Genomic DNA, 21,931 nt, shown 5'->3' on the forward strand with positions numbered 1-21,931 from the left:
TCAAAGGGAAATATCAAGCGATTCGGACTCTGCTTGAACGATACTATTACTTTCTAGACGTTGCGCACTGAGCAAAGCTTTTTCTGCATTCGCCACCAAAATTTCCGGGGTCACATTGGAAAATACGCTACTTGACGCAATTCCGACACTGATAGAAATGTCCAAACTTTCATCTTCTATTAACTCAGAACGCGCAATCACCGTTAAACGAATCCGCTCCGCAACTGCAGCAGCCACTAAATTCGATGCACCAGGCAATACGATCAAAAATGCATCACTATCGAAGCGTCCTAAAGCATCAAATGGGCGGATGCATGAACGCATACGGCTCGCGACTTTCAGCAAAAAACCATCACTAATACTACCGCCAAAACGCTCTTTTAAACTCTGATACTGATTAGTACTAATATACAAAAGCGAAAGTGGTTTTTCCGCTTTTTGGCAACGCTCTAACTCCAATCCTAAAGAGCGTGTGATCGCTGCGCGGTTCCACATACCGAGGACGGGATCCAAGAGTGCATCTCGTTTCAAATTACGAACCTGTTTTACCAGTTCCGAGTATTGTAACTTCAACGCACCCATCAGTAATTCACGTTCAACCATGACCGCCAGATCCGCCAATAATAGACGTGACTGATCGTCAAAGACATGTTCGACATAATCAATTAAATAGATGCAGCCTACACATTGATCATGTACATCAAACAAAGGATGCTGAGCACAAAATACAATATTCGGATCGCCCTTTACCGATGGGTGATCCGAATACATTTCTTCGAAGTGTAAATTATTAAAAACGCGTATCTGGTCGCAGAACCCGAGCATGTCACAGAAGGCTGCCTCGATGGACACCATCGATTGCTCACTACGATCAAATCGCTCACGTAAATTACCAAAACTAACAATACAATTAGCAACACTAAATAAGTGAATACCAAGCCGTTCGAACCGTGCAATTTTTACTTCGTACTTATCAGGATCGGTACGAGAATTTCCTGCTCCATCCAAAAACAAATCCATACGACTAGCGCCTTCTACTGGTGTCGCCATTGCATGCTCCGTATTTAAGACACTGGTTCTAACAACTCGGAATTAAACCTTACTTATTCAGCGCGGTAATTTGGCGCCTCTTTCGTGATTTGTACATCATGAACGTGCGACTCGCGCATGCCAGCCGAAGTGATCTCAACGAACTCAGCCTTATCATGCAAATCCTGGATCGATGCGCAGCCACAATATCCCATGGAAGACCGCACCCCACCGACCATTTGATACAAAATCGCCAGCACACTGCCTTTGTATGGCACGCGACCTTCAATTCCTTCAGGCACTAACTTATCTGCATTATTGGCTGCATCTTGAAAGTAACGATCTGCAGAACCATCTGCCATCGCACCTAAACTACCCATGCCACGATAAGACTTATAACTACGGCCTTGGAATAAAATCACTTCACCTGGTGCTTCTTCAGTTCCCGCAAACATACTGCCCATCATGACAGTCGAAGCACCGGCAGCTAAAGCTTTTGAAACATCTCCAGAAAAACGAATACCGCCGTCGGCGATACATGGCACACCAGTACCACGCAGTGCATCAGCAACATTCGCGATCGCGGTAATTTGTGGCACACCCACGCCAGCAACAATCCGTGTTGTGCAAATTGAACCAGGACCAATGCCCACTTTCACAGCATCCGCACCGTGCTCAACTAACGCCAATGCAGCGGCGGCAGTTGCGATATTGCCGCCGATGACTTCGATGTGCGGATAATTGGTTTTAACCCAACGAACACGATCAAGTACGCCTTTTGAATGACCATGTGCAGTATCGACCACAATCACATCGACGCCAGCCTTGGCTAGCAAATCGATACGTTCATCATTGTCAGCACCTACACCAACAGCTGCACCAACGCGTAATTTACCCAAACTATCTTTGGAAGCAAAAGGATGCTCTGTCGACTTTTGAATATCTTTCACTGTAATCAAGCCGCGAAGCTCGAAAGCCTCATCTACGACTAGAACTCGCTCCAAGCGATGCTTATTCATTAAGCGTTTTGCTTCACTTAAATCATCACCCTCTGTCACATAAACTAATTTTTCACGCGGCGTCATTTTGGCGCGAACTTCCGCATCTAATTCTTGCTCAAAGCGCAAATCTCGGTTAGTAATAATACCCACGACCGTTTTGCCTTCGACCACAGGAAAACCGCTAATGCCGTGCTGTTGACTTAACGCAATCACGTCGCGAATCGTCGTGGTTGGGGCGATCGTGATAGGATCACGCAACACACCAGACTCAAAACGCTTGACTTTCGCGACTTCACGAGCCTGCTCTTTAGGGGTCAAATTCTTATGAATAATCCCGATACCACCTTCCTGTGCCATGGCAATCGCTAAGCGCGCCTCTGTCACGGTATCCATTGCGGCGGATACTAAAGGTATATTCAGTTTAATGTTGCGAGTCAAATTCGTCGCAAGAGACGTGTCTTTTGGGAGAATATTTGAGTAAGCTGGAACGAGTAACACATCATCGAAAGTGAGTGCTTTTTGGAGGAGACGCATAGTATTTCCTATAGGCGCAAAAGTAAATTATACAGAAAACTTGCCGATCCGTCTCGTTCCGTGTAAAACTCCTTCTAATTTCATAAGAAAATAATGCCTCACCTCATATCAAATCGAGCAAATCATGCAAAAAAATCGCACCTTTTTATTATCGAGTTTTATCGCCTCGTTGATACTATCCAACATCGCAATGGCACAATACATTTGGCTAAACGATAAAGGCATTAAGCAATATTCCGACACCCCACCACCAAAATCGGTACCTCGCGACAAAATCATTAAAACACCAGCCGGCAAGGTACGAGGTGCGGAAACGAATGCACCATCTGAGGCCAATGTGAAAAGCGAAACAAATAAACTAGAGAAGCCAGTAACCCTAGCAAGCCAAAACGAGGATTTTAATAAACGCAAATTAGCTCGCGAAGAAGCAGAAAGAAAAGCCGAGGCAGATAAACAAAATGCCGACGCAAAAGCAAAAAACTGCGAACGTGCCAAATCTTACAAACAGTCTTTGGATGAAGGTGCGTTAATTATGACACGCAGCAAAGAAGGCGAACGCATGCCCCTAGATGAGGCGCAACGAGCAAAAGAGTTGGCAGACGTAACCAAGGCACTAACCAACTGTCGGTAAGCTATTTCAACTCACATTTTTCCTGATTTGTGCTCGCGTTTGGCCCGGCGTCGGCGAGCACTCATAGGATCAGCTTTCAAAGGGCGACAAATTTCTAAGCGATCTCCTGCCGACACAATGTAATCGTTGTTTTTTTTCTTGCCAAAAATTGCACATGCGCTTTGTAGCAAAAGTTGACTCTTAACCTCAGAAAAATATGGCTCAGGTAGACTTGCTAGTACTTGAGCGATACTCGAATGCTCTGCGACTTCAAGTACTATTAACAGCGGCGACACATCGGCCGGTGCATAACAAATAGTCAGGGGTATCTTCGAACGTGAGAGACTATGATCCATAGACTTGTTCGGCCCTTTCACAAAAAGCATCGACAAAGCTATTGGTGATCTTACTAAATACTGGGCCAATTAAATGCTCCAGCAATTTACTAGAAAACTCATATCGCAAGTCAAACTCAATTTTGCAGGCGTCGGCTCGTAGCGCGGTGAACGTCCAGCAACCTTGAAGCTGCTTGAATGGACCATCTACCAGATGCATTTCCATACGATACGGCGGTGAATTCAAATTCTGCGTAGTAAAACTTTGTTTGATGCCGTGATAATTGATGGATAATGTTGCTTTCAGTTGTGTATCAGTTCGCTCAGCGACACTAACACCACCACACCAAGGCAGAAATAAGGGATAGTCTTCTACTTTTTCAACAAGTGCGAACATTTGCTCGACACTAAAGGATACAAGAACGTTTTTTTTGACGACTGCCATTATCTCAAGTCATTTGGTATGATCACAAACCGAATTTTAACTGAAACACCGCTCTTCACGGGGATTAAGCGCAAAATTGCCCTTCATCGATCTTGAAGTCACCACAAGTATAAATAAAATTAGCATGAGAGCAGCATGAGTATTGCAGATAATAAAAAAGCTTTTCACGACTTTTTCATAGAAGAACAGTTTGAAGCCGGAATTGTGTTACAGGGTTGGGAAGTTAAAGCCATCCGCGCTGGTCGCGTGCAATTAAAAGAAGCCTATGTGATTATCAAAGGTGGAGAAATCTTCTTATTTGGTGCGCACATTGGAGCATTACCGACCGCATCGACTCACATACATCCTGATTCCGTCAGAACCCGAAAATTACTTCTGCATGCAGAGGAAATTAAAAAACTGATCGGAAAAGTTGAGCGCTCTGGCTACACAATGGTGCCGCTAAACATGCACTATTTAAATGGTCGCGTCAAATGTCAGATAGGCTTAGCCAAAGGCAAAAAGCAACACGACAAACGCGAAACAGAGAAAGAACGTGACTGGCAACGCGAACAACAAAAAATTATGAAGCAACATCGGCGCTAAATCGTAGAGCTATTCATCTTTACTCTCGATCCGTCGCTGATAGATATCAATTCTTGCTTGGCGAATTTGTCTTCTTAAGGCAATTCTTTCCTCTGGACTTAGCCGATTCGCCCTTTCCAAAGGGCGTTCATTTTTTCTTAAATTAAATGTCGAGCGCAGGATTTCTCGACGCTTTTCTTGCGCATTTTTTTCTGCGACTTGATCTTCATCCGTTTTCTTGCTTTGCAGTCGAGAAAGGCGCGAATTTTTTAATACTGGCAATTCTCGCGATTGAACATCTTGTGCTTCGGCATTCTTATTGAATTGAGAATGACGAATTTGTTGTGGCCAAGCGTGTGCTTGATCGCACATGAGGAAAGCGATCAACAGCAGCAAATTTCTTTTACTATTTATAAAACTCACGATAGACCTTGAGATAAATCATTTCCGTGCGTGGCGACAGGAAGCACGATAAATTATTCGGCATTTTATGCGCAAAGTAGCTTCGCGCCGAATAATTTTGCAACAAGTCGAAGTGTAACTATGGATCGCAAGTACACCAAGACATTTTCTGTAAGCACTGTAACAGTTTGTAATCTTTAATAAAGTTCGTATTTAAACGCCTATTTTCACAGTAAGATTAGTACTTCTCACACCCTAAAATATCGGTAAGCATCATGCCTGAATCTAAAGTCAAAATCCTTGTCGTCGATGATGATCTACGATTGCGAGATCTACTGCGACGTTATCTGGGAGAGCAGGGTTTTCAAGTATCTGTCGCTGAAGATGCACAGGCAATGAATAAACTCTGGATACGCGAACGTTATGATTTGTTGGTGCTGGATTTGATGCTACCTGGTGAAGATGGATTATCGATTTGCCGCCGACTTCGGGGCGGCAACGACACCACACCTATTATTATGCTAACCGCCAAAGGTGAGGAAATCGATCGTATCGTAGGATTGGAAATGGGCGCTGACGATTATCTTCCAAAACCATTTAATCCTCGTGAATTGGTCGCCAGAATTCACGCTGTATTGAGAAGACGACAGCCTGAAAACGCCCCAGGGGCACCATCGGAACAAGGTCAAACCTTTCAGTTTGGCGATTTCATTCTCGACTTAGCGACCAGAAATCTGAAGAAAAATGGGGAGCATATTAATCTCACGACAGGTGAATTTTCCGTCCTAAAGGTATTTGCTAGACACGCTCGGCAGGCGCTATCGAGAGAAAAATTGATGGAACTAGCGCGTGGACGCGAATATGAAGTGTTCGACCGCAGTCTCGATGTGCAGATATCGCGCTTGAGAAAGCTCATAGAAACCGACCCGACAAATCCTCAATATATTCAGACCGTCTGGGGCCTTGGCTATGTATTTATACCAGATGGACAATCTCGCTGAAGTCATCGCTTACGATGCCAACATCTATGCACATCCATTATTAAACAATTCATGCGAAATTATTTTGCACGTATCAGCTGGTTTCAAAGCGGTCTTTTTTGGCGTACGTTTTTGCTGTTGGCGTTGCTTGTCACCGCCAGCATGGCCACTTGGATCGTCAGCATCAAATTACTAGAGCGAAAACCAAAAGCGCAACAATTAGCTGGACAGATCGGCACTATGGTTTCCATCACCAGCGCCGCCCTCACCCACTCCGCTGAGGATAAACGTCGAGAATTGTTGATCGAGCTAGCGCACAACGAAGGTATTAGTATTTATTTACTGGAAGAAAATGACGAAATCGTTAAACCAGATAACGACGCCATGTTCGCGGAATTAAAGGAACTAGTCCAACAAAAATTAGGTAAACAAACACAGTTTGCCAAGAGCGTGAATGGCGAAATAGGATTTTGGGTGAGTTTTCGAATTGATGAAGATCAGTTCTGGTTACGGGTGGAGTCTGATCGTTTGCAAACTGACTCAGGCTTACAGTTTTTAGGCTGGGCAGCAATCAGTTTACTTCTAGCATTAATCGGAGCGGCTTTCATCTCACGCCGGATCAATGCCCCTTTATCGAATCTCAGTCTTGCAGCACGACAATTAGCCCTCGGCCAAAATGTAAAGCCATTACGAGAATCAGGACCTCGCGAAATACGTGAAACCAATGCTAGCTTCAACCATATGATGGCAGACTTAGCCCGTATAGAATCTGATCGCACTGTCATTTTGGCTGGCATTTCTCATGATCTTAGGACACCACTGACTCGCCTGCAGTTGGAGTTGGAAATGGCTGATCTAAAGACGGACATCCGTGAAGCTATGCAAGGTGATTTGCAGCAAATGGACAATATCATTCAGCAATTTCTTGATTACGCAAAACCGTTGAACGATGCTAGTTTTAGTTCTTTCAACTTAAGTGATTTACTTGAAAAAATCCATACTGATTTATCGCGCGATCCGACGATCTCGATTGATGCCAACATAGAAGCCAATATTCACTTTGTAGGAATACAGGTAGAAGTTCAAAGGCTACTGAGCAACCTCATCGAAAATGCCTTGCGCTATGGACGTAACATCAACACTCTACAATTAAGCCTAGAAATAGATTGCCGACTGCAACATCATGCGGCCGGCACTAGTGTTGCGATTCGTTTGCGAGATTTTGGTCCTGGCATTCCAGAATATGATATTGCTCGATTGCTTCGGCCTTTTGCTCGAGGTGAAATTGCTCGCAGTCATGCCAATGGGTCTGGTTTAGGATTGGCAATTGTTGATCGTATCGTAAAACGTCATGCCGGGAAGATTCACATCACGAATCATGCGCATGGTGGGATCGAGATTCACTTAGCATTTCCATACAATAAAAATTAATTCCCCCTCAAATGCTATGTCCTAACGATATCTTCATCCACCCGAAATCTGGCTTTTTTCAGTGTCACTGAAAATTACATTACCTTCGCTGTCGGCTCGTCATCTTCTTTTTTCAGTTGATAAGTCATCTGTAACTTCTCCTGTGCAGTGGCATCCGTGAGCGCATCGCTTCTTGTAGTTTTCATGTTTGTCTTCCCTGTCGAAATTTTATCCACATCTGCAGCATTGCTTGTTTGTGCTTGCAACATTCCCCAGCTTGCTGCCCCTACCATGCCGATGCTCATCAATACACTAAATAGGACTGGTGAACGCAAGCTTCGGCGCTTATTCACTGGCGAAAACACATTTGGCTCAACAGGTATCGGTGATGCCTGCAAAACCTCTTTAGCACGATCACACCATTGTTGATGATTGCCTTGCTCTAACGTTAAACGGTCCAATAACTGCTTAGTCAGTTCTTCTGCAGCTTGTTTTTCGCTTTCGGCTTGTTGTTGCAAAGCAATGGATGCTTCTTTTTGCGAACTCACCACTTGCTGCAATGTTGTTTCCAATACCTTGCTTTGCTCAATTAGCTCTTGTTCTTGCGCACACTTTTGATTCGCCAACGTTAAGGCGGTTTGTTCTTGCTGCATACGCTCTTGCATCAATGCTTGAGCTTCTTGCTCGCGTTGCAGACGCTCCGCATTAGTTTGACGAACTGCTTGTGCATCAATGATTTGTTCCGCCAATAATCTAGCGATCCGTTTTTCAGTTTCTGCATTGTCTTGCTCGAGTTGCGCCAATTCCGCTTGTTGGTCGCGATTTTTCAGCATCGTGTCAGTCTGCACAAGATCTTGTTCCGATTTGGCATTGGCAGCCAACGTCAAAGCTAACTCCATTTCAAACTTTGCATATTCATTGTCAATTGCACGGCGTTCCGCTTCTAAGCGTGTTTGTGCCTGAACCAATGTTTGCGCTTCCAATTCAGCACGACGTTTAGATTCTTCAATCAGCATCGTTTCTGCCTCGAGCTTCAATTCGATGTCACGTAATGTCGCCAGATGCAACGCGCTCAGTTCTTCATCTGCTGCCAATTGCGCCGCAACTTGACGCGCTACGTCTGCTTCGAGCTCTAGACGATTCATTTGCATTTGTTGCGCTCTTAATGACTGATTTGCATTTTCTTGCGCCATGACAGCTGCTGTTGTATCCAGCTCTGCCTGCTGCTGTGCCAGAACCTTAGCCTCATTCTCAGCCGCCAAACGGTTTTGCATGGCAATTTTTGCTTCTTGCTCAGCACATAAACGACGTTCACACTCAGCTAAATAGGCTTGTTCCGCATCGATACGTTTTTGTGTTTCTTCGGCTAGCAATTGTTCCGCCACCGTTTTTTGCGCTAGCAGTTGAAGCTCTTGATTTTCAGCCGCGATCCGTTGCTCTTCAAATTGTTTCAATGCCAAGGCTTGTGCTAAACGTGAATCAACCAAACTTAAGGCTGTTTTTTGTGCTTCTGCATGTTCACGCGAAGTTAACAGCAAGGCATTTTCGGTGGCAAATTTTTCTTGAATAATTTGCGCCGCCAATTCCTCTTCTTCAGCACGTTGACGTTCCGCTGTCGCCAACATGGTTTCCAAGCGCAAACGCTCATTCAAAGCAAGCATAGCGCGCCGTTCATCTTCAATTTTTTGTTGAATTTCAGCGTTTAATTCTGACTCAGTGCGAGCATGTTCCTCAGCGACCGCCAATGCGATTTTTAATGATTGGTTTTTTTGCTCCAAAGAGGCACTTGCTTGTTGTCTAGCGATACCTTCCTTCTCAGCAAGAGCGAGATAATTCAGCTCTTCCGCATTGAGCTTCTCAAGTTCAATGCGTGCATGTTCATCTTGCTTTTGACGTTGAACTGCCAAAGATAATTTTTCTTGCTCTATTGCTTGCCGGCGAATCGCCTCGTCCAACGCGGTCTTTTCGGCTAACTGCGAACACGCCAATGCCTCTAAAGCTTGCATCTCTTGGGTGATGCGCTCTTCGTGTAAACGATGTAGCTCTAATTCTTCATCGACACGCTGCTGCATGATTCTTGCAAACACATTTTGTGCTTCGGCATTCGCCGCCAATGCCTCGTGTAAGGCGAGTTCTTTATCAAGCGCACGGCGACCATCTTGTTGTGCGGTCGCGGCCAGCTCTTCGTTGATGATGGCATTCTTCAGCGCCTGTTGTTCCGCTTCTTGTTTTTGCGCCAAAGTGACTAGCGTGGTTTGTTCGATCGCCAACTTTTCATTCGTTGTCAGCAGCAGGGCTTGATCTGCAGCGTAACGCGCTTGTGCCGTTTTTTCTAGTTCTGAGATACGCTGCTTCTTTTGAATCAGTACTTGGCGAGCATGATCTTGTAGATCGGCATAAGCATGCGCTTTGGTGTGCAGTTCCTGCTCTTGTTGCAACTTGTCTTGTTCGAACAGTTTTGCGTTCATTTCTGCTTGCGCACGTTCTTCGGCCAGCTTGGCATTTTGTTTTTCTAATACCAATTTTTCTTCTGCATCTGCTGTCGCTTTACGCTCTTGCTCGACACGTTGTTGTTGCAGCTGCAGCTCAAGCAAAGCAGCTTGCTTCTGTTGTTGCTCTAAGTTGGTGATTTCTTCCAGAGTTTTTAGGGCAGTCTGTTGAGCTTGCAACTTGGTCTTTTCAATCTCCGCCAATTCACACGCCCGTTTCGCACGTAATTCGGTCGCTTCTTTGATCTGCTGTTCAAGTTGAATTTTTTCTTCGGCCTGCGCTAGCAATTCTTGTTCTGCTTGCGCTTTCTCTTCTAATGCGGATCGTATCTTCTGCTCGGCTGCCAAGCGTTCCTGATTTAGTTGAATTTCATTTTTTTCTGCTTCTGACTTCGCCTGAATTTCCGCAATCAATTGCTGTTCAATGGCTTTTTTCTCTTCGATCAAAGCGAGCTTACGCAACTCCTCTTGCTCGCGTTGGCGCATTAATCTTGTTAGTTCGACAGCTTCGTTTGCTTTCGATTTTGCAACATCTGCGGTCTGTCTTTGCAACTGCGCGTGCTCTGTCATTTTTTGCAAACGCAGTTGCTCAGCTTGTAGCAATTGCTGACGAACAAGTTTAGACTCTTTCTCTTTTTCCTGACGAGCAAACAGCATTTGCGCATGCTCACGATCTGCCTTGGCGCGCGCCAAAACTTGCTCTGCGGCCTCGCGTTCCGCCTCGAGTTTTTCTTGATTCGCGATAGCCGCATTGCGTTCTGCCTCAATGCGCAATTGTTCAGCCTTAGTCATCTCAACAACCTGACGTGCTTTTAATAAGGCTAATGCGGCCGCTTTGCGTTGCAATTCTGCCTGCACCTGCCCCTGCGCGATGGCCTGGCGCTCAGCTTCTGTACTCGCCTCTAATGCTTGCTGATGTTGTCGTTCCAATTCTTCTTTTTTTGCCGCCAATGCGATTGCCGCTTCCTCAGCTTGCAGACGTGCTGCTGCTGCTGACTCTGCATCCTTTTCGCTTGCAAGCTTTTCTTGCGACGCTTGGAGTAATCTTTCAGCTGACTCCGCACGACGCATCTCTACAGCGAGTTTTTCCTGAATTAGTTCAAGAGCTTTGCCTTCTGCCTCGACACGCGCTTGCTGGGTTTCCAATAGGACTTGAGAATCCTGATTTTTTTGGATCGCGATCATTGCCAATTGCTGGCCTAATTTGACATTCTCTACCGCGTTTTCTAGTGTGATTTTCTCTGCAACGACTTTAGTTTCTTGCGCTATCCGGATCGCTTGTTGCGCCTGGTGTTGCATACTCAAAACCTCTGCCTGAGTTTCTTCAACTTTAGCAATCGTTTCAGCTTCTGCTTTTACTTTTTGTTCAACCAGCACCTTTGCTTGTATGGCCTTCGCAGCACGCTGTTCAGCTTCAGCGCGCATTTTCTCCGCTTTCGCCAATTCAATCACGCTTTTGGCTTTGGAATTTGCAGCTTGATTTGCTTGCTTCAAATATTCCGTTTGCAGAGCAATTGCCGCGAGTGCTTTTTGTTCAGCGTCGGCTTTTTCTCTAGCCAATTGCACGGCTTCTCGCTCTAAAGCGGCCTTCTCTTTGGCATATTTTTCGGCACGCTCTTCTTCTTCACGGCGTTGTTTAGCAACCTGCGTGGCTTCCAACTCTGCTTGGCGACGACGTTTCGCTTCTTCATTGGCTTGTTCTTCTGCTTCCAAACGAGCACGCGCATTCGCATCGGCGTACTGTTCGGTTTCGACTCGCATCAGCGCTTTCGTTTGTAATTCTTTTTCCGCTTCTATGCGTGATTCGGTTGCATACCGGATTTTTCCTTCAGCTTCGCTGCGTGCTAAAGCCGCTTCTGCTGCAATTTTCTCGGCTTGTTCGCGGCGATTTGCCGCCGCAAGTAAGGCTTCTTCCGCCTGCAAACGTAATTGAATAGCATCAGCAGCACGTTTTTCGGAATCAACTCGCGCTTGGGCAATTGCCTCGTATTCCTTCTCCAACACGGCGCGACCTCGCGCCTCTTCACGGGCGCGAATTTCCAGAGGAGTACGACTTAACGACACTTCCAAGGCTATTGCTTCCGCCTGATCACGTTCACGACTGATTTGTTGCGATTCATTTCGCACTTTTGCCAATCGTTCTGCATTCAGACGCGCTTCGCGATCTTGCCGTTCGCGTTCTCTGGCTTGCTCGGCAATTCGCGCATCCACTCTGGCGCGTTCTATCGCTTCTTGTTTTGCCGCATAGGAAGCTGCTGCGCGTTCGGCAGCCCATTGTTTGGCATTCTCAGCTTCAGTAGCGAGCTGCTCCGCATCGATTTTCGCTTTGAAATTAAGTTGCGTATCAATCTTAATTTGTTCTATCACCAGCTTCTTTGCTGCTTGCTCATTTTTGTAGCGCAAGCCAGCTTGATATTTCGCCTCTTCTTTCAGGAAACCATGCTCTTCAGAATCAGCATGTGCATCAGGCGCCAAGTGATTCGTCGCCCCTGAAACTAATAATGTCGGAGCGGGCTTGCTTGCTGCCTCCTGCACTGGCGTTGACGCTTCCTCTGCCTGCGCTTCTACACGGGCAATTGCCGCGCGAATACCTTTAATATCGATACGAGGATGTGCAGCCAGACTTTCATCATTAACCATATCGAGCGCATAACTATGTGCGTCGTCAACAGCATCCAAAGCCATTGCGCCCATAGAGAGTCGGTTGAGTATCATTTGATTGTCGTTCATTGCACACCTCATCGTTGAGTGATGATAAATTCCCAAGTGGTGGGATTTATATAGCTTGAATTATCAAGCAATCGCTTAAAAACGAAGCGTGAAGAAGAATGAGAAAAAGCCTGCAATTCCGCCCTTTGTGTTGAAACTAGGAAAGACGGTCTAATGCATAGTGAAAACGTTATGAGCTTATAGTCAGATTATCTAAGTTGCAGATATCTCGATACCGAAACTACAAGTAAAATCGTCGGCTTCTTCGCTAACACAACAATCAAATCATCGACACCTATGGAAATCAATCAATCGCATTTAATTGAGTCTAAATTACCCGAAGTCAAAACGACAATTTTCTCAAGCATGTCGGCCTTGGCACAACAGCACCAAGCTATCAATTTGGGGCAAGGGTTTCCGGATTTTGATTGTGACCCACAACTGATTAACTACGTTCATCGGGCAATGACAGCTGGCCAAAATCAATACCCACCTATGCCAGGGACGCAGATATTGCGTCAAGAGATTGCTTCTAAAGTTAGCGCGCTTTATCAAGCCCACTACGACGCCGAGACGGAAATCACAATCACGGCAGGGGCCACCCAAGCGATCATGACGAGCATACTGGCGTGTGTACACTCAGGTGATGAAGTCATTGTGATTGAACCTGCTTATGACAGCTACATTCCAACAATCCAACTTGCCGGGGGTATTCCGGTGCTTGTGGGAATGCGCTTTGAAGACAATCGATTTTCAATTGATTGGGATTTGCTCGCCTCAAAAATTAGTTCAAAAACCAGACTCATAATCATTAACTCGCCACATAATCCAACGGGAATGACACTGTGCAAAGCTGATTTAGACACCTTGGCGGCCATTATTCGCGATACAAAAATTCTACTAATATCAGATGAAGTCTATGAACACATGGTATTTGACGGTCAGTCACACCAATCGGTCGCCTCGCATCATGCATTAGCGCAACGTAGCTTCATTATTTCTAGCTTTGGGAAAACTTACCATGTCACAGGCTGGAAAGTCGGCTACGTTTTGGCGCCCAAGTTGATGAGCACTGAATTTCGCAAAATTCATCAATTCAATGTGTTTACAGTAAACACGCCTATGCAAGTGGGGATCGCGCATTTTATGCAAGATCACCAGCACCACTTAAATTTATCCCGTTTTTATCAACAAAAGCGGGATTATTTCCGGGAGGCTTTAGCCAACTCAAAATTCCGACTATTACCTTGCGAAGGAACTTACTTCCAATGTGTGGATTATTCGGCGATTTCGAATCAATCGGAGCTTGATTTCGCAACTTGGCTCACCAAAGAAGTCGGTGTTGCCGCAATTCCGGTATCTGCTTTTTATCGTGAGCAAAAACAAAATAAACTAGTGCGTTTTTGCTTCGCGAAGCAATCGAACACCTTAATAAATGCGCTACAGCGTCTACAACAAATCTAAGGAAGTACAAAAACGTCAATGATCTAAGCAGAAAATTAGAATCTCAGAGATTGTTGTTATTCGCCATTATTGAAGCGCCTGATTCATCATGTTTTTTGTTTTATCTGCACGAGTACGCCGCAAAAATGATTTGGCATCAATACTAATTGCCCGCAGAATGTCTTGTAATTCGCGTCGTTTCAGCCTAACTTCCTGCAAACAAGAATTGGTAAAGAAATGATCAAGGCAGGCAGATTCGCGTTCCTCTAACTGCATTTGCAATTTATTTTGCACAGCATCAAGTTTGCTAAGTGCCAATTCCGCCAACTGCGCAGAAGAAATGCCACCTTTTGCAAATTCTTTCTGTAAAGCGAATACATCTGGCTCAACTGTTAATTTTCTAGCCTCATTTGCATACACAAGAGAGGCCGACATCAAGGTGATAAAGCCTAGCAATAACGAGAAAAAGCATCTTTTAATCATATAATTTATCAAGTTTTGCCTGTTTCCAACATCGCTACGATTTCTCTCTGATCTGCATCCATATAGTCTTGTGATTGCATTTCGATGATGCGCGAGACCGTACGATGAAACTCATTTGATAAAGTTCCTTGCATGTACAGCAATTCCGGTGCGACCTCTGCAGACATAATCAATTTCACTTTATTATCGTAGAAAACATCAATTAACCAAGTAAAGCGCCGTGCCTCTGATGACATGCCGGCAGACATTTGCGGAATCGACGATAAAATAACGGTATGAAATCGACTCGCAATTTCTAGATAATCATTTTGCGAACGCGGACCGCCACACAGGGTAGCAAAATCAAACCAAATCGTTGTCCCCGCGCGGCGCAGGGCTTTTAGGCGACGTCCTTCGATATCAACGTGCTGGTCTTCTTCCTTCGTCTCAGCCAGACGAGTGAAAGCCTCGCGTAGTTGTCGATCCGTATCGGCACCTAGCGGAGTTAAATACACTTCAACCTGTTCCAAGGCACGTTTTCGATAATCATTGCCTGAGTCCACATTCAGCACATCCATGCGTTCCTTAATCAAAGCGATGGTTGGCAGCATACGATCACGATGTAAGCCATCAGGATAGAGTGTGTCTGGCTGATAGTTCGAGGTCATGACAAAAGAGACCCCATTATCAAACAAAGCTTTCATTAAGTTATATAGGAGCATGGCATCAGCCACATCCGAAACATGAAACTCATCAAAACAGATCAAACGATATTTCTTAGCAATGCGTGCAGCCACTTCATCTAATGGATCAGCAACACCCTTGAGTTCGTCTAATTCTCGGTGTACCGCGCGCATAAACTCATGAAAATGCAAACGTGTTTTTCGTACAACTGGCACAACTGAATAAAAGCTATCCATCAAAAATGATTTACCCCGTCCGACACCACCCCACATGTAAACACCACGCGGCACTTCAGGGCGACTAATTAGCCGAACTAGTCGATTTGAACGCTTAGATTTATATGCCACCCAATCGTCATAGGATTGTTGCAGCCTGTCCACTGCACGTTTTTGCGCAGCGTCTACTTGAAAACCACGCTGGTCGATTGCTTCTTGATAAAACTGATGAACGTTCATGCTTGGGCTATGGTGATCGGTAGAATACTCAATTGGGGTGGCTACAAACTTAAAAGCGGAATAGATGATCAAAAATCTATTCCGCTTCTTGCTTAGAACTTTGAACTTAGCGATTAAAAGTTCAGGGAACGTTTGTCTACCGCAAGTGCTGCTTCTTTAGTTGCTTCAGATAATGAGGGATGTGCATGGCAGATGCGTGCAATATCTTCGGCAGATGCACGGAATTCCATCGCCACTACCGCTTCAGAAATCAATTCAGACGCCATCGGGCCTACGATGTGTACGCCCAAGATTTCATCTGTCGTTGCATCAGCTAAGAATTTGACCATACCAGAAGTATCTCCCAATGCACGCGCACGACCATTCGCCATGAATGGGAAAGTACCCGCTTTGTACGCGACACCATCAGCCTTCAATTGTTGCTCTGTACGACCAACCCAAGCGATTTCTGGCGAGGTATAGATTACCCAAGGAATCGTGTTGAAATTCACATGACCATGCTGGCCAGCGATACGCTCCGCCACAGCAACGCCCTCTTCTTCTGCTTTGTGTGCGAGCATAGGGCCACGCACAACGTCGCCAACTGCCCATACATTTGGCAAGTTCGTTTTGCAATCGCCATCGACCGCGATAAAACCGCGTTCATCCAAAGCTAAGCCAACCGCTTCAGCATTCAAACCGTTGGTGTTTGGCGTACGACCGATAGAGATAATCAGTTTATCAAAAACAGCTTTGTGCTCAGCACCTTTGTCGTCCGTGTAATTGACTGTGACATCACTTGCACCTTTAACGATTTCACCGATCTTAACGCCGAGGTTGATAGACAAACCTTGCTTCACAAATAATTTATGCGCTTCCTTAGCGATTTGCTCATCGACTGCACCGAGGAAAGTTGGCAATGCTTCCAATACGGTGACTTCCGCACCGCAACGACGCCATACGCTACCCATTTCTAGGCCGATAACACCAGCGCCGATTACGCCTAATTTCTTAGGTACTGTACCAATTTTCAATGCACCATCATTCGATAAAATCAATTCTTCATCAAACGCTGCCCCTGGCAATGCACGTGCATTCGAACCAGTTGCCACAACAATGTGCTTACCAGTGATGGTTTCTTCAGTCTTACCTGCAACTTTGATTTCGTAACCAGCGTCAGCCGCCTTAACGAAAGAACCGTGACCGTGGAAGAAAGTGACTTTATTCTTTTTAAACAGATAAATGATGCCATCGTTATTTTGCTTAACGATAGTGTCTTTGCGCTTTAGCATTTTTGCGACATCTAATTCCAAACCACTAACGCTGATGCCATGATCCGCAAATGCGTGGCCAGCGTGTTCGTAATGTTCAGAAGATTGCAATAAGGCTTTTGATGGGATGCAACCTACGTTGGTGCAAGTACCACCGGGTGCTGGTCCACCCTTGTCATTCGTCCATGCATCGATACATGCTGTAGAAAAACCCAATTGTGCCGCACGAATTGCAGCGATATAACCGCCAGGACCGCCGCCGATCACGACGACATCAAATTGTTTGCTCATAGTCTTACCTTGCCAGGTTTACTGAATTAAAAATAAATGAAAAATGAGCGCAGCAATGAATCGTAAAGACTCTCGTCTGCGCTCAAAATTTTTGTTGAGTTATGCTTCCTCTGGAATAAAAATCCAGGCCAACAAATACGCGACAACACCGAAACCAAAACATGCGACAAACAGGAAAAACATCAGGCGCCAGATCCAGGTTTCCATCCCTGTGAATTTACCCAAACCGCCACAAACGCCACCTAGCCACTGATCGGTTTTGGAGCGACGCAATTGATTTAGATGCGCGAATGGATTTTCCCCATTAGCACCGGCTTGCGAGGCATTGGCATTCAGTGATGAAAGTAACTTCTCTTTGGCCTGAGCGAATTCTGCATCAGTCAGTGCGCCCGACTGATGCAATTCGTGCAGACGTTTAATTTCGTCAGCAATATTCATATTTTGGTGTGATAGTAATTGTTAAAATTACAGATCCAACAACAAACGAGCTGGATCTTCCAGTGCTTCTTTCATTGCGACCAAACCTAACACTGCTTCACGACCGTCGATGATACGGTGATCGTAAGACATCGCCAGATAGTTCATTGGGCGAATCACGATTTGACCATTTTCAACCACTGCGCGGTCTTTAGTCGCATGTACGCCCAAGATAGCAGATTGTGGTGGATTGATAATCGGTGTCGACAACATCGAACCGAAAGTACCGCCATTGGAAATGGAGAAAGTACCGCCAGTTAAATCATCCAAAGTCAACTTACCGTCTTTCGCTTTCGCACCGAATTCGCCAATTTTCTTTTCAATTTCAGCGATAGACATTTGATCAGCATTACGCAAGATTGGCACTACCAAACCGCGTGGAGAACCGACGGCGATACCAATGTCGAAATAACCGTGGTACACGATGTCATTGCCATCGACGGATGCGTTGATGATTGGGTATTTCTTCAACGCAGCAACAGCGGCTTTAACGAAGAAAGACATAAAGCCCAATTTCACGCCGTGTTCTTTTTCGAATTTGTCTTTGTACTTGTTACGCAAGTCCATCACTGGCGCCATATTGACTTCATTGAAAGTCGTCAAAATCGCGTTAGTGGACTGTGATTGCACCAAACGTTCAGCGATACGTGCACGCAAACGGCTCATAGGAACGCGTTCTTCTGGACGATCACCGAGGTTTGCAACTGCAGGTGCAGAAACCTGTTGCAATGCTGGTTTTGCAGCTACCGGAGCAGCTAAAGGCGCGACTGCTGGCGCGGCTTTATTCGCCACCGCAGCTAAAGCATCACCCTTAGTTACACGACCGTCTTTACCCGTGCCATCGATCGCACCAGCAGACATATTATTCTCAGCCAAGATTTTTGCTGCGGCTGGCATCGCTATGCCTGCTGCTGAATTCGCTGCAGCAGAGCTACTTGTTGCGGCCGCAGCGGCCACCGGTGCGGCTACTGCCGCAGCTGCTGCTGGAGCACTTGCGACTGCGCCAGCAGATGCTTCTGTATCCAACATTGCGATGACTTGACCTGCAACAACTGTGCTGCCATCACCGCTAATAATTTGCGTAATAACGCCCGCTGCAGGCGCAGGTAATTCCAAAACTACCTTGTCGGTTTCTACGTCCACCAGATTCTCATCGCGTGTGACTGCTTCACCCACTTTTTTATGCCAAGTCAGCAAGGTCGCTTCTGCGACAGATTCAGATAACTGAGGAACTTTTACTTCGATAATTGCCATGTTTTTTCTCCGTGTAGGATGTCTAATTGGTGCCGCACTTTCGTTTTTATTAGCGGCACCACCTAAGATTATTTAGTCAGAATATAACCTTTAAGTTTCGAAAAGGCTGCTTCAAGCAATGCTTTTTGTTGCGCATAGTGCTTGTCGTAGTAACCGACAGCAGGCGATGCACTTGCAGGGCGACCTGCATAAGCGAGCTTCTGACCTTCATCCAAACTTTCAAAGATATTGTGTTGAATCTGGAACCATGGACCTTGATTTTGTGGCTCATCTTGCGCCCAAACCAATTCCACCATATTCGGGAACTTCTTCAATTCGGCCACGAAACTCTTATGTGGGAATGGATAGAGTTGTTCAACACGAATAATCGCTGTGTCAGACTGACCGCGTTCTTTACGAGCATTGACCAGATCGTAGTAAACCTTGCCGGAGCAAGCCACAACACGTTTCACTTTTTTCGCATCGATAGTTTCATCGACTTCACCGATCACAGTGTGGAAACTACCTTTTGCCAATTCAGACAAAGGTGAGCCAGCATCTTTGTTACGCAGCAATGATTTTGGTGTCATGATCACCAAAGGCTTGCGGAACTGACGGATCATTTGACGACGCAACAAATGGAAAATCTGTGACGCTGTAGTCGGTTGAACCACTTGCATATTATTATCTGCACACAATTGCAAGAAGCGTTCTGGACGCGCAGAAGAATGTTCTGGCCCCTGACCTTCATAGCCGTGTGGCAGCATCATCACGAGACCACAAGCACGACCCCATTTCACTTCGCCTGAGCTAATGAATTGGTCGATCACAACCTGTGCGCCATTCGCGAAGTCGCCGAATTGCGCTTCCCAGATCGTCAAAGTATTTGGTTCTGCGCTGGAGTAACCATATTCAAACGCCAAAACTGCTTCTTCTGACAAGACAGAATCGATCACTGTGAACGGTGCTTGTTTGTCTGAGATGTTTTGCAGAGGAATATACGTACCTGCGTCCCAACGTTCACGTTTTTGATCATGCAATACCGCATGACGATGAACGAAAGTACCACGACCAGCATCTTGACCTGTCAAGCGGATGGCGTAACCAGAAGATACCAGAGAAGCGAAAGCTAAATGTTCGCCCATACCCCAGTCCAAATTCATTTCACCACGCCCCATCGAAGCGCGATCTGCCAATACTTTCTCGACGAGACTGTGTGGCTTGAAGTCGGCTGGAATGGTGGTAATACGTTCAGCTAAACGTTTCAATTCGGTCGTTGGAACAGCTGTATCTGCAGCATCGGTCCATTTCTTGTTCAAGAATGGAATCCAATCAACTGCAAATTTATTCTTGAAGTTAGAAATAACTGGATCAACAGTATGCTTGCCTGCATCCATCGCATCACGGAAGGCTTTGACCATTTCATCACCGACTTCGGTGGCGATCGTACCTTGCGCCGCTAACTTGTCCGCGTACATCTTACGAGTACCTGGATGTTGCGCGATTTTTTTGTACATCAATGGTTGCGTCAATGCTGGCGTATCTTGTTCGTTATGACCCAATTTACGGTAGCAGATAATGTCGACAACAACGTCTTTCTTGAAAATCATACGATAATCAAGCGCGATTTGTGTCGCCAAAACGACCGCTTCTGGATCATCCGCATTGACGTGTAAAACCGGAGCTTCGATCATTTTAACAACGTCTGAGCAATACAGAGTTGAACGTGCGTCACGTGGATCAGAGGTTGTGAAACCAATTTGGTTGTTAATAACGATATGTACTGTACCGCCTGTGCCATAGCCACGTGTTTGGGCGAGATTCAAGGTTTCCATGACGACACCTTGACCGGCAAAAGCTGCATCACCATGAACCAAGATTGGCAACACTTGTGCGCCATCTTTATCGCCACGACGCTCCATGCGTGCTTTGACTGAACCTTCTACCACTGGATTAACGATTTCCAAGTGAGATGGATTAAACGCTAAAGACAAATGAACCGGACCGCCTGGCGTTGACACATCGGACGAGAAGCCTTGGTGATATTTAACGTCACCCGCTGGCAAATCATCGCCATGTTTTCCTTCAAACTCAGCGAACAAATCTTGTGGCATTTTGCCCAAGGTATTGACCAACACGTTCAAACGACCGCGATGCGCCATACCGATAACGATTTCTTCCACGCCGCGCTCACCAGCGCGTTGAATCGTCTCGTCAATCGAAGCGATAAAGCTCTCGCCACCTTCGAGTGAGAAACGTTTTTGACCAACGTAACGTGTATGTAAGTAGCGTTCCAAGCCTTCTGCTGCGGTCAAACGTTCCAAGATATGTTTTTTCTTCTCAGCCGTGAAGTTTGGCGTGGAGCGAATCGATTCGAGCTTTTCTTGCATCCAGCGTTTCTCCGCTGGGTCACCAATATACATAAACTCTGCACCGATAGAACGGCAATATGTATCGCGCAAAGAATTGAGCAAGTCGCGTAAAGACGCGGTCTCTGCTCCAAAATAGGTGTTACTAATATTGAACTGTGTGTCCATGTCAGCATCAGTAAAACCATAGAAACTTGGTTCTAACTCTGGCAATGGTGGACGCTCTTGGCGCTGTAATGGATCCAGATTTGCCCAGCGACTACCTAGGAATCGGTAAGCGGCAATCAATTGCTGAGCGGCGACGCGCTTGCGTCCCATTTCAGCATCACCCGCAGCACTTACGGTACGAATCGGACCTTGTTTTGCACGTTCGGCAAAAGAAGCGATGACTGGCGCATGTGCGACGTCAGGCTTGGCAGAACCATCAACAGCGGGAACGTGTTGCATGGCGTCGAAATACGCACGCCAATTATCTGGCACGGAGCCAGGGTTATTCAGATACGCCTCATACAGTTCTTCGACATACGGTGCATTACCACCGAACAGATACGAGTTAGCGTTATATTGTTGCATCATATTGCTCACCTTTCTTCGCGCTTCGCGAGATTAGCGGGTTAATCTAACCTTCCGCGACACGGCCTGACCGGTTAGCGGATTGCACATCAAGTTGTGGGGAAGGACTCATTGGAAATTCTATTTTCAACCTAAATTTTGACTCGGCAGGAAAACAAATACCACTTCAAATAAAACAGGAGGAAT

General features: G+C 45.8%; 17 protein-coding genes. 5 read left to right on the forward strand and 12 right to left on the reverse strand.

Features of this window, described 5'->3' with window-relative positions:
• Both H8K52_RS01845 and guaB read right to left on the reverse strand, forming a co-directional pair.
• Positions 1–1,050, reverse strand: a complete 1,050-nt coding sequence (locus tag H8K52_RS01845) for a GGDEF domain-containing protein (RefSeq protein ID WP_186920819.1) — start codon at positions 1,048–1,050, stop codon at positions 1–3.
• Between the two features lie 53 nt (positions 1,051–1,103).
• A complete protein-coding gene (gene guaB / locus H8K52_RS01850) occupies positions 1,104–2,564 on the reverse strand; it encodes an IMP dehydrogenase (RefSeq protein ID WP_186920821.1) in 1,461 nt (486 codons plus the stop codon).
• A 124-nt stretch (positions 2,565–2,688) separates the two neighbouring features.
• On the opposite strand from guaB, the gene H8K52_RS01855 reads away from it, so the two are divergent.
• Positions 2,689–3,195, forward strand: a complete 507-nt coding sequence (locus tag H8K52_RS01855) for a DUF4124 domain-containing protein (RefSeq protein WP_186920823.1) — start codon at positions 2,689–2,691, stop codon at positions 3,193–3,195.
• Positions 3,196–3,206: 11 nt separating this feature from the next.
• Here H8K52_RS01855 and H8K52_RS01860 read toward each other — a convergent pair whose 3' ends face one another.
• Both H8K52_RS01860 and H8K52_RS01865 read right to left on the reverse strand, forming a co-directional pair.
• Positions 3,207–3,530 (reverse strand): RnfH family protein, encoded by a 324-nt coding sequence (locus H8K52_RS01860; protein ID WP_186920825.1) that lies wholly within the window; start codon positions 3,528–3,530, stop codon positions 3,207–3,209.
• Complete coding sequence (locus tag H8K52_RS01865; RefSeq protein ID WP_186920827.1) at positions 3,520–3,954, reverse strand: type II toxin-antitoxin system RatA family toxin; 435 nt, start codon at positions 3,952–3,954, stop codon at positions 3,520–3,522. Before H8K52_RS01865 ends, H8K52_RS01860 begins: the two co-directional genes overlap by 11 nt.
• Before the next feature lie 135 nt (positions 3,955–4,089).
• Between H8K52_RS01865 and smpB the strand changes: the two genes are divergently transcribed.
• The gene (gene smpB, locus H8K52_RS01870) at positions 4,090–4,539 is read left to right on the forward strand and encodes an SsrA-binding protein SmpB (RefSeq protein ID WP_186920829.1); all 450 of its coding nucleotides are present in this window, start codon (positions 4,090–4,092) and stop codon (positions 4,537–4,539) included.
• A 9-nt stretch (positions 4,540–4,548) separates the two neighbouring features.
• Here the strand turns inward: smpB and H8K52_RS01875 are convergent, their stop codons facing one another.
• Complete coding sequence (locus H8K52_RS01875; protein ID WP_186920831.1) at positions 4,549–4,941, reverse strand: hypothetical protein; 393 nt, start codon at positions 4,939–4,941, stop codon at positions 4,549–4,551.
• A gap of 254 nt (positions 4,942–5,195) precedes the next feature.
• Between H8K52_RS01875 and ompR the strand changes: the two genes are divergently transcribed.
• Positions 5,196–5,921, forward strand: coding sequence for an osmolarity response regulator transcription factor OmpR (gene ompR, locus H8K52_RS01880; RefSeq protein WP_186920833.1), 726 nt, complete (start codon positions 5,196–5,198; stop codon positions 5,919–5,921).
• A gap of 51 nt (positions 5,922–5,972) precedes the next feature.
• Complete coding sequence (locus H8K52_RS01885; protein WP_186920835.1) at positions 5,973–7,331, forward strand: ATP-binding protein; 1,359 nt, start codon at positions 5,973–5,975, stop codon at positions 7,329–7,331.
• Between the two features lie 74 nt (positions 7,332–7,405).
• On the opposite strand, the gene H8K52_RS01890 is transcribed toward H8K52_RS01885, so the two are convergent.
• Positions 7,406–12,529 (reverse strand): hypothetical protein, encoded by a 5,124-nt coding sequence (locus H8K52_RS01890; protein WP_186920837.1) that lies wholly within the window; start codon positions 12,527–12,529, stop codon positions 7,406–7,408.
• Positions 12,530–12,805: 276 nt separating this feature from the next.
• Between H8K52_RS01890 and H8K52_RS01895 the strand changes: the two genes are divergently transcribed.
• The gene (locus H8K52_RS01895) at positions 12,806–13,972 is read left to right on the forward strand and encodes a pyridoxal phosphate-dependent aminotransferase (RefSeq protein ID WP_186920839.1); all 1,167 of its coding nucleotides are present in this window, start codon (positions 12,806–12,808) and stop codon (positions 13,970–13,972) included.
• A gap of 66 nt (positions 13,973–14,038) precedes the next feature.
• On the opposite strand, the gene H8K52_RS01900 is transcribed toward H8K52_RS01895, so the two are convergent.
• The 6 genes from H8K52_RS01900 to H8K52_RS01925 form a co-directional block, all read right to left on the reverse strand.
• Positions 14,039–14,434: a hypothetical protein gene (locus tag H8K52_RS01900; protein ID WP_186920841.1), complete on the reverse strand. Its 396-nt coding sequence runs from the start codon at positions 14,432–14,434 to the stop codon at positions 14,039–14,041.
• Between the two features lie 8 nt (positions 14,435–14,442).
• The gene (gene zapE / locus H8K52_RS01905; RefSeq protein ID WP_186920843.1) at positions 14,443–15,552 is read right to left on the reverse strand and encodes a cell division protein ZapE; all 1,110 of its coding nucleotides are present in this window, start codon (positions 15,550–15,552) and stop codon (positions 14,443–14,445) included.
• Positions 15,553–15,665: 113 nt separating this feature from the next.
• The gene (gene lpdA, locus H8K52_RS01910; protein ID WP_186920845.1) at positions 15,666–17,093 is read right to left on the reverse strand and encodes a dihydrolipoyl dehydrogenase; all 1,428 of its coding nucleotides are present in this window, start codon (positions 17,091–17,093) and stop codon (positions 15,666–15,668) included.
• Between the two features lie 99 nt (positions 17,094–17,192).
• Positions 17,193–17,531, reverse strand: a complete 339-nt coding sequence (locus H8K52_RS01915; protein WP_186920847.1) for a PspC domain-containing protein — start codon at positions 17,529–17,531, stop codon at positions 17,193–17,195.
• 27 nt (positions 17,532–17,558) lie between these two features.
• The gene (gene odhB / locus H8K52_RS01920) at positions 17,559–18,824 is read right to left on the reverse strand and encodes a 2-oxoglutarate dehydrogenase complex dihydrolipoyllysine-residue succinyltransferase (RefSeq protein ID WP_186920849.1); all 1,266 of its coding nucleotides are present in this window, start codon (positions 18,822–18,824) and stop codon (positions 17,559–17,561) included.
• A gap of 68 nt (positions 18,825–18,892) precedes the next feature.
• Entirely contained in the window at positions 18,893–21,748 is a 2,856-nt protein-coding gene (locus tag H8K52_RS01925) for a 2-oxoglutarate dehydrogenase E1 component (RefSeq protein WP_186920851.1), read from the reverse strand.
• Between the last annotated feature and the right edge of the window lie 183 nt (positions 21,749–21,931).

The organism is Affinundibacterium seohonense, from assembly GCF_014284305.1.
GTDB lineage: Bacteria > Pseudomonadota > Gammaproteobacteria > Burkholderiales > Burkholderiaceae_D > Undibacterium > Undibacterium seohonense.

Coding starts and splice junctions, on each gene's coding strand:
- H8K52_RS01845 (WP_186920819.1), bottom strand. CDS start 1,050: ATGGCGACACCAGTAGAAGGCGCTAGTCGTATGGATTTGTTTTTGGAT.
- guaB (WP_186920821.1), bottom strand. CDS start 2,564: ATGCGTCTCCTCCAAAAAGCACTCACTTTCGATGATGTGTTACTCGTT.
- H8K52_RS01855 (WP_186920823.1), top strand. CDS start 2,689: ATGCAAAAAAATCGCACCTTTTTATTATCGAGTTTTATCGCCTCGTTG.
- H8K52_RS01860 (WP_186920825.1), bottom strand. CDS start 3,530: ATGGATCATAGTCTCTCACGTTCGAAGATACCCCTGACTATTTGTTAT.
- H8K52_RS01865 (WP_186920827.1), bottom strand. CDS start 3,954: ATGGCAGTCGTCAAAAAAAACGTTCTTGTATCCTTTAGTGTCGAGCAA.
- smpB (WP_186920829.1), top strand. CDS start 4,090: ATGAGTATTGCAGATAATAAAAAAGCTTTTCACGACTTTTTCATAGAA.
- ompR (WP_186920833.1), top strand. CDS start 5,196: ATGCCTGAATCTAAAGTCAAAATCCTTGTCGTCGATGATGATCTACGA.
- H8K52_RS01885 (WP_186920835.1), top strand. CDS start 5,973: ATGCGAAATTATTTTGCACGTATCAGCTGGTTTCAAAGCGGTCTTTTT.
- H8K52_RS01890 (WP_186920837.1), bottom strand. CDS start 12,529: ATGAACGACAATCAAATGATACTCAACCGACTCTCTATGGGCGCAATG.
- H8K52_RS01895 (WP_186920839.1), top strand. CDS start 12,806: ATGGAAATCAATCAATCGCATTTAATTGAGTCTAAATTACCCGAAGTC.
- H8K52_RS01900 (WP_186920841.1), bottom strand. CDS start 14,434: ATGATTAAAAGATGCTTTTTCTCGTTATTGCTAGGCTTTATCACCTTG.
- zapE (WP_186920843.1), bottom strand. CDS start 15,552: ATGAACGTTCATCAGTTTTATCAAGAAGCAATCGACCAGCGTGGTTTT.
- lpdA (WP_186920845.1), bottom strand. CDS start 17,093: ATGAGCAAACAATTTGATGTCGTCGTGATCGGCGGCGGTCCTGGCGGT.
- H8K52_RS01915 (WP_186920847.1), bottom strand. CDS start 17,531: ATGAATATTGCTGACGAAATTAAACGTCTGCACGAATTGCATCAGTCG.
- odhB (WP_186920849.1), bottom strand. CDS start 18,824: ATGGCAATTATCGAAGTAAAAGTTCCTCAGTTATCTGAATCTGTCGCA.
- H8K52_RS01925 (WP_186920851.1), bottom strand. CDS start 21,748: ATGATGCAACAATATAACGCTAACTCGTATCTGTTCGGTGGTAATGCA.